Source organism: Paenibacillus sp. EKM10P (assembly GCF_011800655.1).
In the GTDB taxonomy this organism is placed as follows: domain Bacteria; phylum Bacillota; class Bacilli; order Paenibacillales; family Paenibacillaceae; genus Paenibacillus; species Paenibacillus polymyxa.
The window spans coordinates 33,073-50,904 of record NZ_JAALET010000008.1 but is presented as its reverse complement, the minus strand read 5'-3'; the positions used below and the strand labels follow the sequence as shown (position 1 = coordinate 50,904).

The following is a 17,832-nucleotide window of genomic DNA, read 5'->3' as shown; positions in this document are numbered from 1 at the left end:
CGGATCAGGGACGATTGTATCGCGGTACCACCCTGGTTATCGCCGTCCCCTCTGTACGAAATGCCACATGTGCAAGCGCACACCAACATCTGCTTAACGGACGATCGATCGCCTTGTTTTCACTGGTAACGGGAGCATCCCGGCGGGTTCAGCCCGCACTCCGAAATGAGCTTTCCCTACTGGATAAACACATTTAAACATACTCAATTCAGTATATCCGTGTCATTTAGCCGTGTCAACGCGATTTCAGACAGCATGCATCCGGGATATAGACGAAATTAGATTGTTTTTCGCTTCACGTAATATGCAAAAAAATGCTGAAGCCCTACCTTCAAAACAGCCATCACTGGAACTGCCAAGATCAAGCCAGCAATTCCCGCAATTTCCCCACCCACTAGCAGAGCGAAAATAATGGCTAACGGATGCAGATGCAGCGTTCGCCCTACCACCTGAGGGGATATTACATTACTTTCCAGAACTTGAATACAGGAATTAACGACTACCACTAAAAGCACCATTTTTAAAGAAACCGTAGAAGCCATAATTACTGCCGGGGCAGCGCCCAAAAAGGGGCCCAAATATGGAACAATATTAAAAAGAGCCACAACTCCGGCCAGCAACAGCGCATAAGGCATGCCAATCAGCATATATCCAATATACGCCATTACGCCAATAATGACGCACACCAGCAATTGGCCCCTGACATAGTTGCCAAGCGCCTGATCAATTTCCTTAAGCACCGATACAATCGCCTTACGACGAGAACGCGGGAGATAAGAAACAATCGTCCGTTCAAACACGTCAAAATCCTTTAAAATATAAAAAATGAGAAAAGGTACGATGAACACATTAAACAACATGTTGATCATCCCACCGATGTTGTCCATAAAGGTAGAAATCCCAGTAGCCATCCGATTCTCCAGTTGGAAAAACCATTGATTCATCCCCGTACGCACCCCTTGGGGTAAAATACTGCTGTCCATATTCGTCATTAGTCCCTGTGCATGCATGGTCAGCTCTGGCAGATGCTCATTCAGTTCATCCAGTTGTTCAATGAACATCGGAATCAGATTCATCAGGATCACAATAAGACTGGCCAAAAACACAGCGTAAATAAGCAGTACAGCTACACTACGAGGCACCTTTCGACCGCCCAGCATACTCACTACAGGATTAAGTACATAGGAGATGATCATCGCTACCGCAAACGGAGCAATGATTGTTTTCAGAAATTCATACAAATGAAAAAACAAAGGTCTCAGCAGCCAGATAAAATATAGAATGACAAGTCCCAGCAGCGTCCATATGCCGTACCGGAACAGTCTACTTTTCGTTAATTGGTCCATTTTGTGCCCCCTTACCGGACTAGCCTCCTTTAAGTATATGCCTGTACCTGTACTTTAATCCTTCCCGCCAGTCTGAGATGTCCCATTAATAACCATTGTGAAAAATTGATGAAAATGGATGAAAACAATAAACAAAGTCATTCGATCTGACGATATAAGTACAAAGCACTATCCTAAGCTTTCACATTTCTGAAACATCGGGGGTCGTTACATGAACTTAAAAATGAAGCTTATTCTCCTTTTCACTTGCATTGTAATCGTTGCAGCTGGGCCTTTGTCCGTCATTAGCATGACAAGTGTTAAAAATCAGGCCAATCATGATATCCAAGAGCTTATGAACAGCAAAGCTTCCGAAACCGTCAATCAGCTCGACGGATGGACAGGCGGCAAAGCTGAAATTATTGAAACATTAGCTGCGAGTCTGGAATCCAGCGATATTTCATCAGATGCCAAAATAGCATCTCTGAAAGCAGCTTTCCAAAACTATAAGGATCAAAATATTTCCAACATTTATGCAGGGTATGAAGATGGATCTTACTGGGATGGATCTGGCTGGTTTGAAGAGGGTTACGATCCTCGCGCTCGTCCGTGGTACAAGGACGCCAAAACCAAGGGAGAAATGTACTATTCCTCACCTTATACTGATGCAGGCAGCAATGACTTCACCATTTCCATTGCTAAACCTCTCAAGGATGCCAACGGCTCGATCACCGGGGTAGTCAGCGAGGATATTATGCTCAACGATATGACAAAAATGATTAAAGGCATAGACTTGAACGGATTGGGCTACGCATTTCTGATTGACCAAAAGGGAGTCGTAATCGCGCATCCAGACAACAAGCTGGCTGGCAAAAACCTCAAGGAAACCCCCGAGTTAGGATCATCGACCGCGACCCTGCTCAGCACAGCTTCGGGAAAAACAGACTATAGCTACAATGGCAGTGACCGTCAGCTTTATTTTAAAAGAATGCCTAGCACAGGCTGGATTGTAGGCCTGTCTATTTCTAAAGATATTGCTTTTCAGGAATATTACTCTACTCGTAATCAGTTGATTATTACTGTTGCTATCATTTTAGTCGTTGCTATGCTGCTGGCGATCTGGGCGGCAAACAACTTTATCAAGCCGATTCGCAGACTCCAAACAAATGTCAAACGGATAGCTGAAGGCGATATGACCGCTCGTGTGGATATTAAGGGTAAAGATGAAATTGCCAGTCTGGGGACAGATTTTAACCTCATGTCAGACAATCTCTCTCACCTGTTGCGCAAGGTATCAGATACAGCTAGCGATGTCAGTTCTGCTTCCCATGATATGCACCAACACGCCAAAGATACTGGAACCATTGCGTCACAAATCTCCAGTGCAGTTCAGGAGCTAGCGCAAGGAGCCAGCGACCAAGCCGAGGCGGTATATTCCGGTTCTGAGAAGCTGACACACATGACAGGCTCCATCAACCAGATTGGCGAAAGTGTCAAACGGACCCAAACTGCTGTATTCGAAACAGATTCTGCTGTGCTGGCCGGCTATGAAACTGCAGAGCGTCAAGCGAAGCTGGCAGCCGAATCCAGACAAACGACCACCGCGGCAGGAGAAGCGGTAGATTCGCTCACGCTGAAAACCCAGGATATTGGGCGGCTGGCCGGGGCCATCCACGATATCGCCGCACAAACAAACCTACTGGCCCTCAATGCATCCATTGAAGCGGCACGGGCCGGGGAACACGGACGAGGTTTTGCCGTCGTCGCGGGAGAAGTGAGAAAGCTGGCCGAACAAGCAGGTAGCTCCAGTGACAGTATCATGAGTAAGCTGGAAGAAATTAAAATTGCGGGAGTACAAAGCGCGGAAGAAATGAAGAAGGCTCTTGCTGTAACTGTAGAGCAGGAGCATGCTGCCATTGCAACGAGACAGGCGTTTGAATCCATACGTGGCGCTTCTCAGCACATGCTTGCCCAAATTGAAGATGTTTCTGCTGCAGCAGATCATCTGCGTGTAAATGCCGGACATATTTCTGATGTCATCTCCAGCGTTGTCGCTGTTTCTGAGCAAAGTGCAGCATCTACCGAGGAAGTAGCTTCCTCAGTACAAGAACAAGGTCATGCTATGAACAATATTGCCGACCTTTCTGCCAAACTTGATTCTCATGCAGATCTTTTATTGGAAGAGGTCAAACGCTTTAAATTGTAAAACTAGCCATCTTCACAAGAAAGGATATACAAAAGAGGGTGCCCCCAGGCCAATAGCCGTTCGGGACACCCTCTCCATTTTTTATTAAGCATGATCCAATCCACTTAGCTATATGTTAAGCCATAGGGGGAAGATCACACCTCTTCGTAAACAGCCTGTCCACTTCCCGAGTCAAGCTTAGGAAGAAGCGTGAATTTGCGGCAAGTCCTGTTGTGCCATCTCATCTCCAAAGAATAAGTCGTCCAGCGAACTGAGCGTTCCATCCTCTTCCACTTGGTAGACAGACATTTTTTCACCATTCACTTGAAGTTCGATAAAGCATCCCCAGCAATAAAATTGATGGGAGCCAATTTTTCCGATATCTTTGGAATTACAATTCGGACATCTCAATAAACTCACCCTATCCATTAACAGAATATATGGCTTTTTCCAGACGCTGCTCGCTTAACGGGGGAACCATAACAGCATTTTCCCCGATGGACATATCTTCGGTGCAGGGCAGCCATTTCCGCCCTTCAATAATATCCGATACAAAACCATCGCTGATTTCCAAGCCTATTATGTTATTGCCCATTTCCTGGTCAAAATAAACATCCGAGATGTGCCCGAGCATAAGCCCTTCCTCTGTTAGCACGGATAAATCCTTCAGTTTACCGGGTCCAAGCAAGTACGTATGTTGTATATCATGGGCCTCTGTTTTACGGACGGCCTGCTGATTGCGAATCATAATCGCATCCTCACCATAAGCAACGATGTCATCCCAGGCCACCATTTTGACATGAGATGAAAAAAGCCCTTTACCTTCTAGCTCAATCCCTGTAATTCGCCAATCAGCTGTCAACATAAAGTCATGTATTTTACCAATCTGCTTCCCGTCCTCGACATCGAAAACAGCAAGTCCGATCATGTCTTGAAGCCTCATATATAGGGTCCCTCCTTACTATGCAGTCCGAACGAAGGTGCGGTGTTTTTCCTACATGCCTGTCAATACCTTGCTTCCGTTCATGCAATGAAATGGAAACCGCTCCTCCCTTCTTACTAAAATGCGGAGAAATCCCTAGTACCTAGTACGCAGCCGCTTCCATATAGTTTCAATTTTCTTGGCCGTGTATTCCATTTCTTCCGTAGTATTACCCAAACCGAAGCTAAATCGAATCGCTGAATTCAAAACATCTTCAGGAAGATCCATCGCCTGCAACACATGTGATAGCTCTAGAGACCCTGAAGTGCAGGCTGAGCCGCTGGCCGCTGCGATTCCTTCCATATCGAGATTCATCAGCATGGTCTCTGTACCAATGGCCGGAAAGCTAATATTTAGCACATTAGGCACAAAATATTCAGGATCGCCATTGATTATAAACTCATGACTGCCCAGAGAGCTTTCCAACGCTTTTAGCAGCGTTTGGCGAAGAGCCATATCATGTGCTCCTCGCTCTTCAATGGAAGCATTGGCAAGAGTTGCGGCTTTAGCCAGCCCAGCAATGCCGGCGATGTTTTCTGTTCCTGCACGGCGTTTCTTCTCCTGAAGTCCTCCATACATTAGCGGCTGAATGCGTGTACCCTGACGGATATACAGTGCACCCACTCCTTGCGGTCCGTTAATCTTATGGCCAGACACACTAAGTAAGTCAATCGGGAGGTTCCCGCAGTCGATGGATATATGCCCGAAGGCTTGAACTGCATCTACATGAAATATAATTCCATGCTCTCTCGCAATCTGTCCTACTTCTTGGACCGGCTGAATGACGCCCACCTCATTGTTGGCATACATCATGCTGATCAAAAAAGTATCCGGGCGAATAGCTGCCTCAATGTCCGCAGGATTCACACGCCCAAAACCATTGACTGGGACATAGGTCACCTGGTATCCTGCTTTTTCCAGCTCATCGCAAGCATGAAGCACGGCGTGATGTTCAATCGCGGTTGTAATAATATGGCCGGAAGTACGACCATCTGCCGTAGCCGTCCCAAACAGGGCCAGATTATCACTCTCTGTCCCTCCGCTCGTAAATATAATTTCTTCAGGCTTGCAGCCCAAAGAGGCCGCAACGGCATCCCGCGCTGCGCTGACGGTGCGCTTGGCATCGCGGCCAAAGGCATGAACGCTCGAAGCGTTGCCGAATTGGCCGGTCATGATATCCATCATAGTCTGCGCAACCTCAGGATGCATAGGAGTCGATGCGGCATGATCCAGATAAATTCTGTTCATGTTATCCACCTCAAATATAGAACATCTTGTTTTTAGTATTGCCGAAGTTCCATTATATACTTCTTTATTGATATAATGCACTTTAAAAGTTTTTGTAAGAGCATTTCAACTGCAAGTATTCACGGAGACCCCCTTGATCCGATTATCGGTGTAAGAAGACAGATACCTCGCAGAGGTCGTACTATAAAAAGCTTTGGCCAAAGCTCAAGCTGCTTATGACGAAATCAAAAAAGGGATTGGTCCGTAAAAAATAACTCTCAGACATGCTCAAGCTTGGTAATTTACAGGATAGACAATTTTAATGTATTTTATATAGAATTAAAGCCCCATATAATGGGGCTAAAACGTTTGATAAACCAAGATCTTTCTCGTTATATACATAATTGGAAATCAAATATAAAACATGTAGTTATCCAATTCATCATGTTCTTGGTATGTGATCAAGTCCTTGAGTGTAGTTGAATCCAGCACTTCAGCAATGCTGTCACGAATTCGCAGCCAGAGCTGGCGTTTTGCCGGATCGTCTTCTTCCGTAAAATCAACTGGAGAAATCGGGCCTTCCAGCACACGAATGATGTCTCCTGCTGTTACGCCTGACGGTTCATTCGCCAAAATATAACCGCCATAAGCACCACGGATACTTTTTACCAAACCTGCATTACGCAAAGGCGCAATGAGCTGCTCAAGATAATGCTCTGATAGCTGATTTTTTTCGGCAATACTTTTTAAAGAAGTTGGACCTTCGCCAAACCTGGCCGCAAGCTCCATCATAATGGTCAGGCCGTAACGGCCTTTCGTTGATATTTTCAATTGTGGCACCTCGCTTATATTAACAATTCCGTTAAACACGCGGAATAATTGGAGTTGTAAACCTCTCTATTCCGATCCTAACCCTCAGCTTATGTTAACATATTAGGGCAGGTAAAGGGAAACATTACGGTAACAATCTTAAAAAAAGTTGCTTTCGAGCGATTAGCAACAGATTTAGCCCGTTTTATGTAGCTTTCTTGCATCGTTCGCCGTGTCGTTTGTTCATCCAAACATCGTAACTTATTATCGTTTATGTTACAATAGGTGGGTTCTACAACAATATTGAAAGAATTGGGTGATGACCATGGCTAAAGCCAATCATGAAACCCGTGTCGTCGTCGGCATGTCCGGTGGCGTCGACTCATCCGTTACCGCGCTGCTGCTAAAGGAGCAGGGCTATGACGTAATCGGCATCTTCATGAAAAATTGGGATGACACGGATGAATTTGGCCGTTGTACGGCTGAAGAGGATGCGGAGGATGTGCGCCGCGTCTGTGAACAGATCGACATTCCTTACTATACAGTCAATTTCGAAAAAGAATACTTCGATAAAGTATTCTCCTATTTTCTTGATGAATATAAAGCTGGACGCACACCCAATCCAGATGTCATGTGCAACCGTGAAATTAAGTTCGGCGAGTTTCTGAACAAAGCGCTGGATTTGGGAGCGGATTATGTTGCTACTGGACATTATGCACGGGTTGTAGAGGAAGACGGCCGCTTTACTTTGCTGCGAGGTGTGGACAGCAACAAGGATCAGACTTATTTCCTGAATGCATTAAGCCAAACACAGTTGTCGCGAGCCATGTTCCCGATCGGTCATCTGCCGAAACCAGAAGTGCGTAAAATCGCAGAAGCTGCGGGACTTTATACAGCCAAGAAAAAAGATAGCACGGGCGTATGCTTTATCGGCGAACGCAATTTTAAGGAGTTTCTGAGTGGATATCTGCCTGCAAAAGGTGGAGATATGGTGGATATTGCTACGGGTGAAGTCAAAGGACGCCACGATGGTCTGATGTACTATACACTGGGTCAACGACAAGGCTTGGGCATTGGCGGCTCAGGTTCAGGCGAACCATGGTTCGTAGCAGATAAGGATCTGGAGAAGAACATCCTGTATGTGGTACAAGGTGATCGTCACCACAGCCTGTATTCTACCAGCCTGATTGCCACGGATGTAAACTGGATTGAAGGCGCAGATGCACGTCCATCTGGCGAATTCCGCTGCACAGCCAAGTTCCGTTACCGTCAGCCTGACCAGCAAGTCACTTTACAATGGCTTGCGGATGGAACTGTGCATGTCGTATTTGATGTACATCAAAAGGCCATTACTCCTGGACAAGCTGTTGTATTTTATGACGGGGAACGTTGTCTGGGTGGGGGAACTATTGATAAGGTTGAAAAACTTCAGCCTGAAACGGTTTGAATGAATGACAATTAACATTGAATAGCCCTAATAAAAAAGTCGTCTCTCCTGATTTGGGAGGAGCGACTTTTTTCTGTTACATGTTTTTAGCCATAAGTCGAAGGGAATTGGTGATCTGCTCTTTATTATGTCTATCATGCTGAACAAACATTTCCTGTAAAAAGGTTTCCAAAGTATACAGGCTATTAGGAATTGGACGCACAAAAGCCGATTCTGGAACCGTTTAGAGTTTCGCAATCATTCGCTTACGCTGAGCAATAGCTTCATTTAGCATCATGTGGTTTCATATTTCTACCGAACGCTACAGATGAGTCGTTGAATGCCTGTACAACGGGATGTTCTTTGAGCGTGACTTGTCCCTTATCAATTATCTGTATAAGCGTCTTAGTGAAGCTTTTGTCCCAGCCCATAATATGACTGACCATATCTTGAATCGACCATGTACCTGCTATGGGTTCACAAAGTAACTCATCTGAGTACGGAGATAAAGCATTAGCATGGATAAGGACTTCTAAAAAAACACTAACTTATTCCCTCTGTAATTCTTTCAACTATTTCTTTATCAAAATCGTCGAGTTCAGACATTAACTGCTCGTACTGTTTTATAGATTCAGAAGTGTTCAATACTCGAAGCACGGCAATACTATAGTGTCCAAGCGTATCAATACCAAAAAGCTTATTTACCTTAGGGTCTCTGAACTGGCTAATATGTCTCAATTTTTCGATTATTTTCTCATTGCATAGTTTCTTTTTAGCGATCTGACTCATTGCATTCAACTGTACCTGATTATGCTGGATATCCAAACATTCCACCAATTGATCGTCGCCTATTTTTCCCTCTCGTATTTCTTTCGATAAAGTAAGTAGCTTCATTTTGTTATCTCCCATCAATCTAGTTTAACTGGCCCATAATTCTCTAAAAGATACTGCCGTTCATCCCTGTAATTGTTCCAAAGGTGTTCTGCAAGGTCCTTATTTCCAATCCTCTCTGCTTCTTTTATCTCGACCATGTAGGCTCTAAGTTCCATAATAATCCTATTTTTGAATTCATATGTTACATCCAGACTAGGAAAACCTTTAGCTTTATCATCAAGAAAATGTTGGTACTCATGCCGCAGTGCACTAATTGAAGCATCCTCATATATATTTAATTGCCCAGGCTTCCCTGATCCCTTGGGGGCATACGCCATAATGTCTCTATCTAGAATCCTAACTTCAACTCCGGCTCCTTGCGTATTCTTAATAATGGTACTCCACTCTTCTGGATGAGAAAGTCGTCCGGGACCATATATATCCCTAAATGGATCAGCATCATTCTTACCTAACATCGTATCAGATAAACGATTCGAAGTCCCTTTAACTTCAATAGTAGCCCCAGATTTCACCTCATATTTTAATGACGAGCCCAATCCAATCTTAGGTTTAATTACCGAACTGACTCCCCCAAATATTCCCGCTGTACCGATCATGTTAGCCCAATGTTCCTTTGACCATGCATTTGTAGGAAACATTGCTTCTCTGATTGTTCCATGTACACCAAAAGTCCAGAAGTTAAAAAAATCATTCCCTGAATCAAACTGCTTGGATGCACGCTCTGCATATCCTTGATACAAACCTTTCGGAATTCCAAACGTCCAATAGTCTAAAAATCCACTTACAGAGTCATAGCGTTTTTCGTACCTGTCCTCCGCAGCAGCCATAAAATCCTCACCAAGCTCTACCAAACTATCTGCTGATTTTTCCAAAGCATTTCTAGTATCTGGAGTAGGGATAGCACATGAATTAGGTGGTGGTGGTAAGCAGCTTGAATCAATATTACCTGCTTCCAGCAAATCAGCTAACCTGAATTTATCCGCATGACGACGCAATTCTTTTGCAATAGAATCTGTCAGTGTAACAAAGTCATTCATATTCTTCTGAGATGTTTGGAAACTATAATAGAACTGCTCTTTGGTCACTCCATCCCAGAATCGTTCCATAGATGAAATTTGTTTTATTAAATTGATATTCATTTGGGTCACTTTTTGCTGTGCAAGTTCGAATTGCTTGGAGATAGTCATAAGCTGCTCAGGTGTTACTTTAATAGTTGTCATATTATACCTCTGTTGAGAGTTCGTCATGACATAATAACACTCTTCAAATTTATGGAGAACCATCTTAATTCCTAATTGTTATAAGAAAGATTAACCTTATTGCCTATGTCTAAAGACTTAAACTTAACTTTTTAATTGTTAAACCTGAAGAAAATTTCGTGACCAGAGGCATCATCAGTAGAAAAATCGCTAATAAAGACCATACATAAGGAATTTTGATAACGCCCCCATTTGGGTATATGATGTAGACAAGATCATTACTTCAATTGAAAAGGAGCGTGCCTTTATGTCTGATTCATTAGGAATGCTGACACCGGGTAAGAAAGTTTCTTTGAAAGAATGGGACCCCAAGGATACGAAGAATATTAAAAATAAAGAAGAAATCCGACAGGAAACAGATCAATTGAAGGAACGCTTCGCAGAATTACAAAGCAAATTATTTACAGAGAAAAAACAAGCCGTTTTGTTTGTATTCCAGGGTATGGATTGCAGCGGAAAAGATGGCGTGATCAAGCAGGTATTTTCTAATCTTAACCCTGCCGGGGTGACTGTACACAGCTTCAAATCACCTACGACTGAGGAATTAAGCCATGATTTCTTGTGGCGCGCCCATAGCGTAACTCCAGGACGCGGATATATTGCGGCGTTCAACCGTTCTTACTACGAGGATGTGCTGATTACGCGTGTTCACGGACAGGTATCCGATAAGCAGGCCAAGCAGAATATGAAGCATATCAAGCATTTTGAACAGTTGTTGCTGGATAGTGGTGTAAAGGTGGTTAAAATCTTTTTACATATTTCAAAGCAATTTCAGTTGGAAAAGCTGATTGACCGGATTGAGAAGCCTCGCAAAAACTGGAAGCTTGATCCGAGTGATTTGCAGGAACGGAAATTTTGGAAGCAATATACCCAATACTATGAGGAGGTACTAGAGCTAAGTGCAACCAAGCAAGCACCTTGGTATGTTGTTCCTTCAGACAATCGTTGGTACAGAGATTATACTGTACTGCGTATTGCCGTCCAAACGCTAGAGGAAATGAAGCTGTCTGACCCTGATCCACGACCTGAACTCAAAGCCCTTTTACCTGAATTATACAAAGAACGAGATAAAAAATAGTTAAATAAGCACAGCACTAAGCTTCCGCCCTCCTATTCACGGCTGATAACGCCTTGAATGAGGGTTTGGAAGCTTTTATGGTGTGCTCACATGTCATTTTGAAAATTTATAAGGTATAACTGACCCTGTACCCGATTGCTGCAGCTATAACTCCTACTATTACAGAAGATAATACATACATAGCCATACGTCGGTATTTATTGTGTTCCATCAGTTGAAGAGATTCATAGCCGAATGTAGAAAAGGTGGTGTAGCCGCCACAAAAACCGGTTCCCAGTAGCATCCAGAGTGCAGGAGACAAATTGTGTTGCGCAAACTCGCCATACAGCCAGCCTAGCAGCAATGAACCGCTAATATTAATGATCCACGTCCCCCACGGGAATACAGTACCCAACCTTTTTCCGGCCCACATGCCAAGCCCGTATCTCGCTAGTGTACCCACCATTCCACCTGCTGCCGCCCACCAAATCATAAATGTTCCTCCTTGGGGGCAACCTGTGTCATTTTTGTGCCTAAACGGATACCTGCCCACGTCAAAAACAAACCCCCGCCTACGCTAAGCAGCAAGTACAATATAGCCGTCAGCATACGATCGTGAACCGTGAGGCGTACAGCATCCACTGTAAAGGTGGAAAAGGTGGTAAATCCCCCTGTAAAGCCTGTTCCGATGGCAAGTCGCCAGCGGGGGTTGATCCGCCACGATCGCAAGGTCACCGTAAAAAACCAGCCGAGAAACAGGCAGCCAAGCCAATTCATTAACAGGACGCCAAATGGAAAGTCTGCCCCAGCCGCAGGCAATAATAATTGTATACTGTAGCGAGCAGAGGTTCCGAGCGCTCCACCTGCTGCGACGAATAGTACGTCTTTCATTTCTTTTATTCCCTTCTTCGCTCTTGCAAGATCATCGTGTAACCTGACAATATCGTACACACTTCGTATATTAAAGTCACATATATCAAGACTGCGACTCCCGCCAACGCTGGTTTTGCCTAATTTTAGACTCATTTCCTTGCTCAGTGGCCTGGTAAAAGGTCTGGCCTGCTATCGAATCGGGTAAATATTGCTGCCTTACATAGTGATTCGGATAATTATGCGGATATTGATAGCCAACATGGCCGAGTTTTTCCGAGCCTTTGTAATGTGCGTCGCGCAGATGTAGCGGCACCTCGGCCGATTTTATATCGTCCATGGCCGACATGGCCCGTGAAATCGCCGTGTATACGGCATTCGACTTGGGACTTTCCACGGCGAACAAAATGGCCTGTGCAATGTTCAGTTTGGCCTCAGGCCAGCCGTTATTGCGGTAGGCCTCAAGCGCACTCACCGCTTGCACCATCGCCTGCGGGTTCGCCAGACCAATGTCCTCGCTGCTCGCTGCAATGAGGCGGCGAATAAAAGTCATCGGGTCCATGCCGAGCTTCTCTACGGCATACAGGAACCAGAACAGCGCCGCGTCGCTGGAACCGCGAATGCTTTTGTGAAAGGCAGACAGCACGTCATATTGTGTGGACTCGTCTGCCTTGACAATCGGGCGGCGGATGGATTCCTCTGCCACTTCCAGCGTCACATGAATCGTGCCGTCTGCCAGCGGAGGGGTCGTGAGCGCCGCTAGCTCCAGTGCGTTCAATGCACGGCGGATATCGCCGTTCGCCATCGACGCGATGTGGTCCAGTGCAGCTTCATCTACCTGAAGCTGCATATAGCCGAGCCCCTTGTCCGCATCGCTCAATGCGCGGCGCATAGCAGCCAGCGAATGCTCCCGGGTTAGCGCTTCAAGCTGAAATAACGTAGAACGGCTCATTAAAGCGCCGTTGACGTAGTGAAAGGGGTTTTCCGTCGTGGCGCCGATAAACACGATCGTTCCCTTTTCCACCGCAGGCAGCAATGCATCCTGACGCGAACTGTTAAAACGATGGACCTCGTCAAGAAACAGAATAGTCTTTTTGCCATACATCGATTTATTCGTCTGTGCACGGTCAATGACTTCTCTTACATCCTTTACAGATGCTTCTACTGCATTTAGACGGACGAAATCACCTTGCGTGTGTTGAGAAATGATATGTGCCAGTGTCGTTTTGCCGCATCCCGGTGGCCCGTACAGCAATATAGAAGAAACCTGATCGGCCTCTATAGCTCTCCGCAGTAGCTTGCCTGGACCCACAACATGCTCCTGTCCAATATATTCATCCAGCGATGTCGGACGCAGGCGGTCTGCAAGCAACCGATTGTTTGGCGTTGACTCCTGGGAATATGAAAATAAGTCCATTTCATTCACTTCCTTATCATTTATGAACGAACACTTTTTTTCATTGAAAACAAGTTCGCCCATACAGCTAAAAGACATGAAAATCCAATCGATCTACTGTATTAAAACGATTATAAACCGCCTCTTATTCTACCATATCGGTTAACAAGTTGCAGATAGCCTGGTCACGGTATAACTGTAGCCTTACATGTGATTCAACTAAAAAGAAAGAACAGCCTAGGACGAAAAATGAATTTCGTGGCTGTTCTTTGGTTGGCATGACCTTCAGCGTTCTAATTACTCCGTTTGCGTCTGTACGTAACTTGGAAGTGGACCGTCATGCAATAGCCACAGCTCATGCAGCGCACGGGTACATCCCACATACAACAGCTTGGCATCCCAAGTCCGTTCTCCATAATGATCCTGGTCGGCATCGGCCATAATAACTGCATCAAACTCCAGGCCTTTGGACAGATATACAGGCAGTACAGACAAGCCGCCTTCATATTGCTTTTTACCACCATCAATCAAATGGACATCCAACCCCGCACTGGTGAAAACCTCATGCAGCTCTACAGCTTCTTTTAAGGTACGTGTCAGTACGGAAACAGTACGATACTCCTTGGAGGAAAGCTCTTTTAGAGCGGTAAGTAAACTCTGTTCACGCATGGACGAGTCGTAAGACACAGTACGCACCGGATCACCGCTACGAAATACCGGAACCGCTGTAATGCCGCCACGTACTCCCTGCTCCAAAATTGTATTTGCAAATTCTATAATTTCCAAAGTTGATCTATAACTCCGTGTAAGTGCAAAATACCCTGTTTGTTCAGGCACAAATAGTGAACTCATTTCCTCCCATGCATGTACACCACGATATTCATGAATTCCCTGCGATAAATCGCCCAGTATTGTAAAGGAATGCCCTTTTACAAACAAATCCAGGAGGGCGATATGAAAAGGTGAAAAATCCTGCGCTTCATCAATGACCACATGGTCAAAACGTTGAGATGATTCTACCTCATGAATCAGCACGTGAAGATACACCAACGCAGTCAGATCCTCTTCACGGATGATCTGATTTCGCAGGTCTGACTGTGTGGCCTTAAAGATGGGAGCCGGCAAAGAAGCCTTCATTTCCGCAGCGGTCTCTGCAGGTAATCCTTTAGTTGCCTGAAAAAGCTGCTTATAAAGCGTCAGTGCGTCATATTGTGGCCATTTTTTAGCATACGCCTTTTCCCGAGATCCGGCTTTTTTCTTTCGTTCCTTGAGCGCAGCCGCCGAAGGTGACTTTTTCAGTTCCATTTCAATCCAGCGATGGACTCTTGCCAGCACACGCTCCTTCCGCTTCGCGAGCGGATAGGGCTTATATTCCTCATTGAACCAATTCAAAATCTCAGTTCGCGGCAGCACCGCCCCATCCCAAGGTGAAAAGTCGCCCTCAGGCACCGAGATAGGCTCCAGTCGTTCCACAAAATCCTGAAGCAGCTTCATAAAATGAACCGATCCCTTAAATCTACCCGGCGCCTCATCCATAGATTCCGTTCTCAAGCTGCCACTTTCAAACCAATAAGATAACGTTTCGGTAGGATCTGCCAGAGGTAAATCCAGCCCCAGCAAGCCTAACGCCCAGTCTGCAAATGTACTTTGCTGAATATTTCCAACCCCCAGCTCTGGAAGTACATCTGAAATATAATCGAGAAACATGTGGTTTGGTGCGAAAATAACCATTTTGTCCGCCGACACCTGATCCTTGTATTGATACAGCAAAAATGCGAGTCGATGGAGCGCTACGGTCGTCTTGCCACTACCGGCTACCCCTTGAATAACGAGGGCTGTATTTTTAGCCGCGCGGATGATCTGATCCTGCTCCGCTTGAATGGTAGATACGATATCCCGTAAACGGTTATCCTTGTTCTCTCCCAAACGATAAACGAGAAACTCATCAGAAACGGCAGGCTCGTCACTTTCACGATTGTACGTATCAGCTACCCGTTCCAGGATTCTTTTACGAATGACAACGTTGCGTTTCAGATACACCAAGCCCTCGACAGTTCCCTCAGGAGCTTCGTAGGACGCCGTTTCTTCACCACCTGTAAACGAATAAAACAAACTGGCAATCGGTGCACGCCAATCAATCACCAGCGGATATGCTGACGTTTCTTCACGCTCCACCCCGATCTTACCGATATAAAGTGGCTTGCGCTGACCTCTACCGCGCTCGTCAAAATCCATACGCCCAAAATAAGGCTCCTGCGAGCTTTTGGTCAAAGCCTGGCGTTTTTCCTCCCGTGCAGATTCCAGTACTTGCTCCGTAAAGTCATGCCCGGTGTACACTGGCGTATTGCGAAGCCGTTCCAATCTCCGATCAATTTCCTCCATAGCAAGCGACAGCCTATGCTGTTCTTCTTGATAGGCACTTTGAAACTTATTCTCCATTTCAGTTACCTCCTAAGAATATCAAGTCTCGATTTCTGCATCTCATCCACTTGCTCCGATACAAAAAAAGGAAAGTAAGCGTAACACATTTGACCACAAAAATCCAACCTTATTTCCTAATACGCCCAATTCCCTACTCTTTCACAAAAGTATGAAGCTTTTCTCCCATCTCCACAAACTGCTTTTGAGCCAACTCGCGGTACACCTGATGGGTTTCTAATAACTCGGCATGGGTTCCTGCACCAGTCACATTGCCTTTGTCCAACACGATAATTTGATCGGAGTGGACCACCGTAGACAATCGGTGTGCAATGACAATCGTCGTGCGTCCTTCCATCAAGTTCGCTAAGGCCTTCTGCACCTCATGCTCGGATGAGCTGTCCAGGCTAGAGGTAGCCTCATCCAGCATGAGGATGTCAGGACTGCGAAGAAGCGCACGCGCAATGGCGATCCGTTGTCGCTGCCCGCCGGACAGCTTCATTCCCCGTTCCCCTACCTCCGTATCGTAGCCTTGAGGTAGATCCATAATAAATGTATCCGCATACGCCATCATGGCAGCTCGTCTGACTTCTTCCAAATCAGCTTCGCGCCCCAAGCCATACGTAATATTATCTCTAACCGTTCCGGTCATCATCGAGCTCTCCTGTGATACATAACCAATCTTCGAGCGCCAGGAGGACAGTGTATATGACGATATCGATTCGTCTCCATAACGAATTTCCCCTGTATCTGGCACATAGAAGCGCTCCAACAATGAAAACAAGGTGGACTTCCCACTCCCGCTCGGTCCCACGAATGCTGTCGTTCGGTTAGCCGGAATGACCAGGTTTGCACGATGAAGAACCTCTTCACCTTCAGTATAGGAAAAAGCGACATCACGAAATACAATATCTCTGCTCTCTTTTGCCGCTTCCTGCTTCAATTCAAGTGGTTCCTCTTCATGGTCTAAAATAGTCTGAATCCGTTCAGTGGCCCCAACCACCTTTTGCAGACGTGAATACAAGGTCGTGAATTGGGCCATCGGTGTAATTACCTGAAACAGTAGCAAAATAAAAGCCACCAAATCACCCGCGGTCAGTACACCCGATGCAACGCGAACACCACCAACACCCAGTATAATAACGAGCACCGCAGTCAGCAAAAAGGTAGAAATGGGACCTACAAGGGCCAATATACGCGACTCCTGCAACCCGAAGCGGAACATACGGTAAATGCGATCCTCCCCGGCCTGTGCCTCTCTGCTTTCCGTTCCGTAGGCCTTCACCAGCCTGATTTCGCCGATAACCTGACTCAGCACAGAGGTCAGATCTGCCATCTCATCCTGTTGTTTTTTGGAGATACGATACATTTTTCTGCCTACCGGAAATAAAATCAGGGCTGTTAGCGGAACAATGGTCAGAATAATGAGCGTCATCACCCAATCCAGATAAAATAACAATGCAATACCACCAATAATGGCAATCACATTAGAGATCAGATTCACGAGATACTCGGTAATTAAGTTCATAATCAGGCTTGTATCATTAGTGACACGACTCATCGTATCTCCTGACCGATTCCGGTCAAAGTATGGAATGGGTAGAGATAAAATTTTATGCCATAAGCGTTTGCGCAAATTAGCCACTATTTTGTGCCCGGCGTAGTTCAACATATAGATCGAAACTGCCGAAGCTACCGCTTGAAGCACAAAAGCGCCAAGCAAACCAATAATGACCATACGGTTCAGTGAAGAAAAGGTTAAGCCATCGATCAACCCTTTAGTCATCATTGGTACGATTAAACCAGCAATCGTCTGAACCAGGGTCAGTATCAGGGCGATGATCAGAATGGCCTTGGGCGGATGCGCACTCGCAATCAGTTTGATAAACCGACCCATACCAGCCTTGTCCGGCCTTTTACCCGGCTTTTCCTTCATCCGATCTTCCTGCTCATCTTGTCGCCCATGTTGTTCTTTTTCCATAA

At 45.5% G+C, this 17,832-nt stretch carries 15 protein-coding genes; 3 read left to right on the top strand and 12 right to left on the bottom strand.

The window, feature by feature from the left end; translation table 11 throughout:
• Positions 1-278: 278 nt before the first annotated feature.
• A complete protein-coding gene (locus HFE01_RS18025; protein ID WP_107734572.1) occupies positions 279-1,346 on the bottom strand; it encodes an AI-2E family transporter in 1,068 nt (355 codons plus the stop codon).
• Positions 1,347-1,557: 211 nt separating this feature from the next.
• Between HFE01_RS18025 and HFE01_RS18020 the strand changes: the two genes are divergently transcribed.
• Positions 1,558-3,531 carry a methyl-accepting chemotaxis protein gene (locus HFE01_RS18020; protein WP_016819087.1) on the top strand — a complete coding sequence of 658 codons (1,974 nt, stop codon included), beginning with the start codon at positions 1,558-1,560 and terminating at the stop codon, positions 3,529-3,531.
• 177 nt (positions 3,532-3,708) lie between these two features.
• Here the strand turns inward: HFE01_RS18020 and HFE01_RS18015 are convergent, their stop codons facing one another.
• From HFE01_RS18015 to cymR, 4 genes are all read right to left on the bottom strand, one after another.
• A complete protein-coding gene (locus HFE01_RS18015) occupies positions 3,709-3,921 on the bottom strand; it encodes a hypothetical protein (RefSeq protein ID WP_013311529.1) in 213 nt (70 codons plus the stop codon).
• A gap of 10 nt (positions 3,922-3,931) precedes the next feature.
• Positions 3,932-4,453, bottom strand: coding sequence for a PRC-barrel domain-containing protein (locus HFE01_RS18010; RefSeq protein ID WP_016819088.1), 522 nt, complete (start codon positions 4,451-4,453; stop codon positions 3,932-3,934).
• A 135-nt stretch (positions 4,454-4,588) separates the two neighbouring features.
• Positions 4,589-5,740 (bottom strand): cysteine desulfurase family protein, encoded by a 1,152-nt coding sequence (locus HFE01_RS18005; RefSeq protein WP_019688315.1) that lies wholly within the window; start codon positions 5,738-5,740, stop codon positions 4,589-4,591.
• A gap of 390 nt (positions 5,741-6,130) precedes the next feature.
• The gene (gene cymR / locus HFE01_RS18000) at positions 6,131-6,550 is read right to left on the bottom strand and encodes a cysteine metabolism transcriptional regulator CymR (protein WP_013372613.1); all 420 of its coding nucleotides are present in this window, start codon (positions 6,548-6,550) and stop codon (positions 6,131-6,133) included.
• 304 nt (positions 6,551-6,854) lie between these two features.
• On the opposite strand from cymR, the gene mnmA reads away from it, so the two are divergent.
• On the top strand, positions 6,855-7,976 hold the full coding sequence (mnmA, locus tag HFE01_RS17995) for a tRNA 2-thiouridine(34) synthase MnmA (protein ID WP_025365607.1): 1,122 nt from the start codon (positions 6,855-6,857) through the stop codon (positions 7,974-7,976).
• A gap of 522 nt (positions 7,977-8,498) precedes the next feature.
• On the opposite strand, the gene HFE01_RS17990 is transcribed toward mnmA, so the two are convergent.
• Together HFE01_RS17990 and HFE01_RS17985 are read right to left on the bottom strand one after the other, a co-directional pair.
• Positions 8,499-8,849, bottom strand: coding sequence for a hypothetical protein (locus HFE01_RS17990; RefSeq protein ID WP_016819093.1), 351 nt, complete (start codon positions 8,847-8,849; stop codon positions 8,499-8,501).
• Positions 8,850-8,863: 14 nt separating this feature from the next.
• Positions 8,864-10,069, bottom strand: coding sequence for a WXG100 family type VII secretion target (locus HFE01_RS17985; protein ID WP_167438593.1), 1,206 nt, complete (start codon positions 10,067-10,069; stop codon positions 8,864-8,866).
• A 286-nt stretch (positions 10,070-10,355) separates the two neighbouring features.
• Between HFE01_RS17985 and HFE01_RS17980 the strand changes: the two genes are divergently transcribed.
• Positions 10,356-11,186 (top strand): PPK2 family polyphosphate kinase, encoded by an 831-nt coding sequence (locus HFE01_RS17980; RefSeq protein WP_016819116.1) that lies wholly within the window; start codon positions 10,356-10,358, stop codon positions 11,184-11,186.
• Positions 11,187-11,292: 106 nt separating this feature from the next.
• Here HFE01_RS17980 and crcB (HFE01_RS17975) read toward each other — a convergent pair whose 3' ends face one another.
• The 5 genes from crcB (HFE01_RS17975) to HFE01_RS17955 form a co-directional block, all read right to left on the bottom strand.
• Positions 11,293-11,658: a fluoride efflux transporter CrcB gene (gene crcB / locus HFE01_RS17975; protein ID WP_019688317.1), complete on the bottom strand. Its 366-nt coding sequence runs from the start codon at positions 11,656-11,658 to the stop codon at positions 11,293-11,295.
• Positions 11,655-12,056: a fluoride efflux transporter CrcB gene (gene crcB / locus HFE01_RS17970; RefSeq protein WP_016819118.1), complete on the bottom strand. Its 402-nt coding sequence runs from the start codon at positions 12,054-12,056 to the stop codon at positions 11,655-11,657. The genes crcB (HFE01_RS17975) and crcB (HFE01_RS17970) overlap by 4 nt, the downstream gene beginning before the upstream one ends.
• A gap of 85 nt (positions 12,057-12,141) precedes the next feature.
• Positions 12,142-13,452 (bottom strand): replication-associated recombination protein A, encoded by a 1,311-nt coding sequence (locus HFE01_RS17965; protein ID WP_019688318.1) that lies wholly within the window; start codon positions 13,450-13,452, stop codon positions 12,142-12,144.
• A gap of 276 nt (positions 13,453-13,728) precedes the next feature.
• Positions 13,729-15,870 (bottom strand): HelD family protein, encoded by a 2,142-nt coding sequence (locus tag HFE01_RS17960; protein ID WP_019688319.1) that lies wholly within the window; start codon positions 15,868-15,870, stop codon positions 13,729-13,731.
• A gap of 133 nt (positions 15,871-16,003) precedes the next feature.
• Entirely contained in the window at positions 16,004-17,830 is a 1,827-nt protein-coding gene (locus HFE01_RS17955) for an ABC transporter ATP-binding protein (protein ID WP_019688320.1), read from the bottom strand.
• Positions 17,831-17,832: the final 2 nt, after the last annotated feature.

What these genes read in the sequence shown, in the direction of transcription:
- HFE01_RS18025 (WP_107734572.1), bottom strand. Translation starts at nt 1,346, where the DNA reads ATGGACCAATTAACGAAAAGTAGACTGTTCCGGTACGGCATATGGACG.
- HFE01_RS18020 (WP_016819087.1), top strand. Translation starts at nt 1,558, where the DNA reads ATGAACTTAAAAATGAAGCTTATTCTCCTTTTCACTTGCATTGTAATC.
- HFE01_RS18010 (WP_016819088.1), bottom strand. Translation starts at nt 4,453, where the DNA reads ATGAGGCTTCAAGACATGATCGGACTTGCTGTTTTCGATGTCGAGGAC.
- HFE01_RS18005 (WP_019688315.1), bottom strand. Translation starts at nt 5,740, where the DNA reads ATGAACAGAATTTATCTGGATCATGCCGCATCGACTCCTATGCATCCT.
- mnmA (WP_025365607.1), top strand. Translation starts at nt 6,855, where the DNA reads ATGGCTAAAGCCAATCATGAAACCCGTGTCGTCGTCGGCATGTCCGGT.
- HFE01_RS17990 (WP_016819093.1), bottom strand. Translation starts at nt 8,849, where the DNA reads ATGAAGCTACTTACTTTATCGAAAGAAATACGAGAGGGAAAAATAGGC.
- HFE01_RS17985 (WP_167438593.1), bottom strand. Translation starts at nt 10,069, where the DNA reads ATGACAACTATTAAAGTAACACCTGAGCAGCTTATGACTATCTCCAAG.
- HFE01_RS17980 (WP_016819116.1), top strand. Translation starts at nt 10,356, where the DNA reads ATGTCTGATTCATTAGGAATGCTGACACCGGGTAAGAAAGTTTCTTTG.
- crcB (WP_019688317.1), bottom strand. Translation starts at nt 11,658, where the DNA reads ATGATTTGGTGGGCGGCAGCAGGTGGAATGGTGGGTACACTAGCGAGA.
- crcB (WP_016819118.1), bottom strand. Translation starts at nt 12,056, where the DNA reads ATGAAAGACGTACTATTCGTCGCAGCAGGTGGAGCGCTCGGAACCTCT.
- HFE01_RS17965 (WP_019688318.1), bottom strand. Translation starts at nt 13,452, where the DNA reads ATGGACTTATTTTCATATTCCCAGGAGTCAACGCCAAACAATCGGTTG.
- HFE01_RS17960 (WP_019688319.1), bottom strand. Translation starts at nt 15,870, where the DNA reads ATGGAGAATAAGTTTCAAAGTGCCTATCAAGAAGAACAGCATAGGCTG.
- HFE01_RS17955 (WP_019688320.1), bottom strand. Translation starts at nt 17,830, where the DNA reads ATGGAAAAAGAACAACATGGGCGACAAGATGAGCAGGAAGATCGGATG.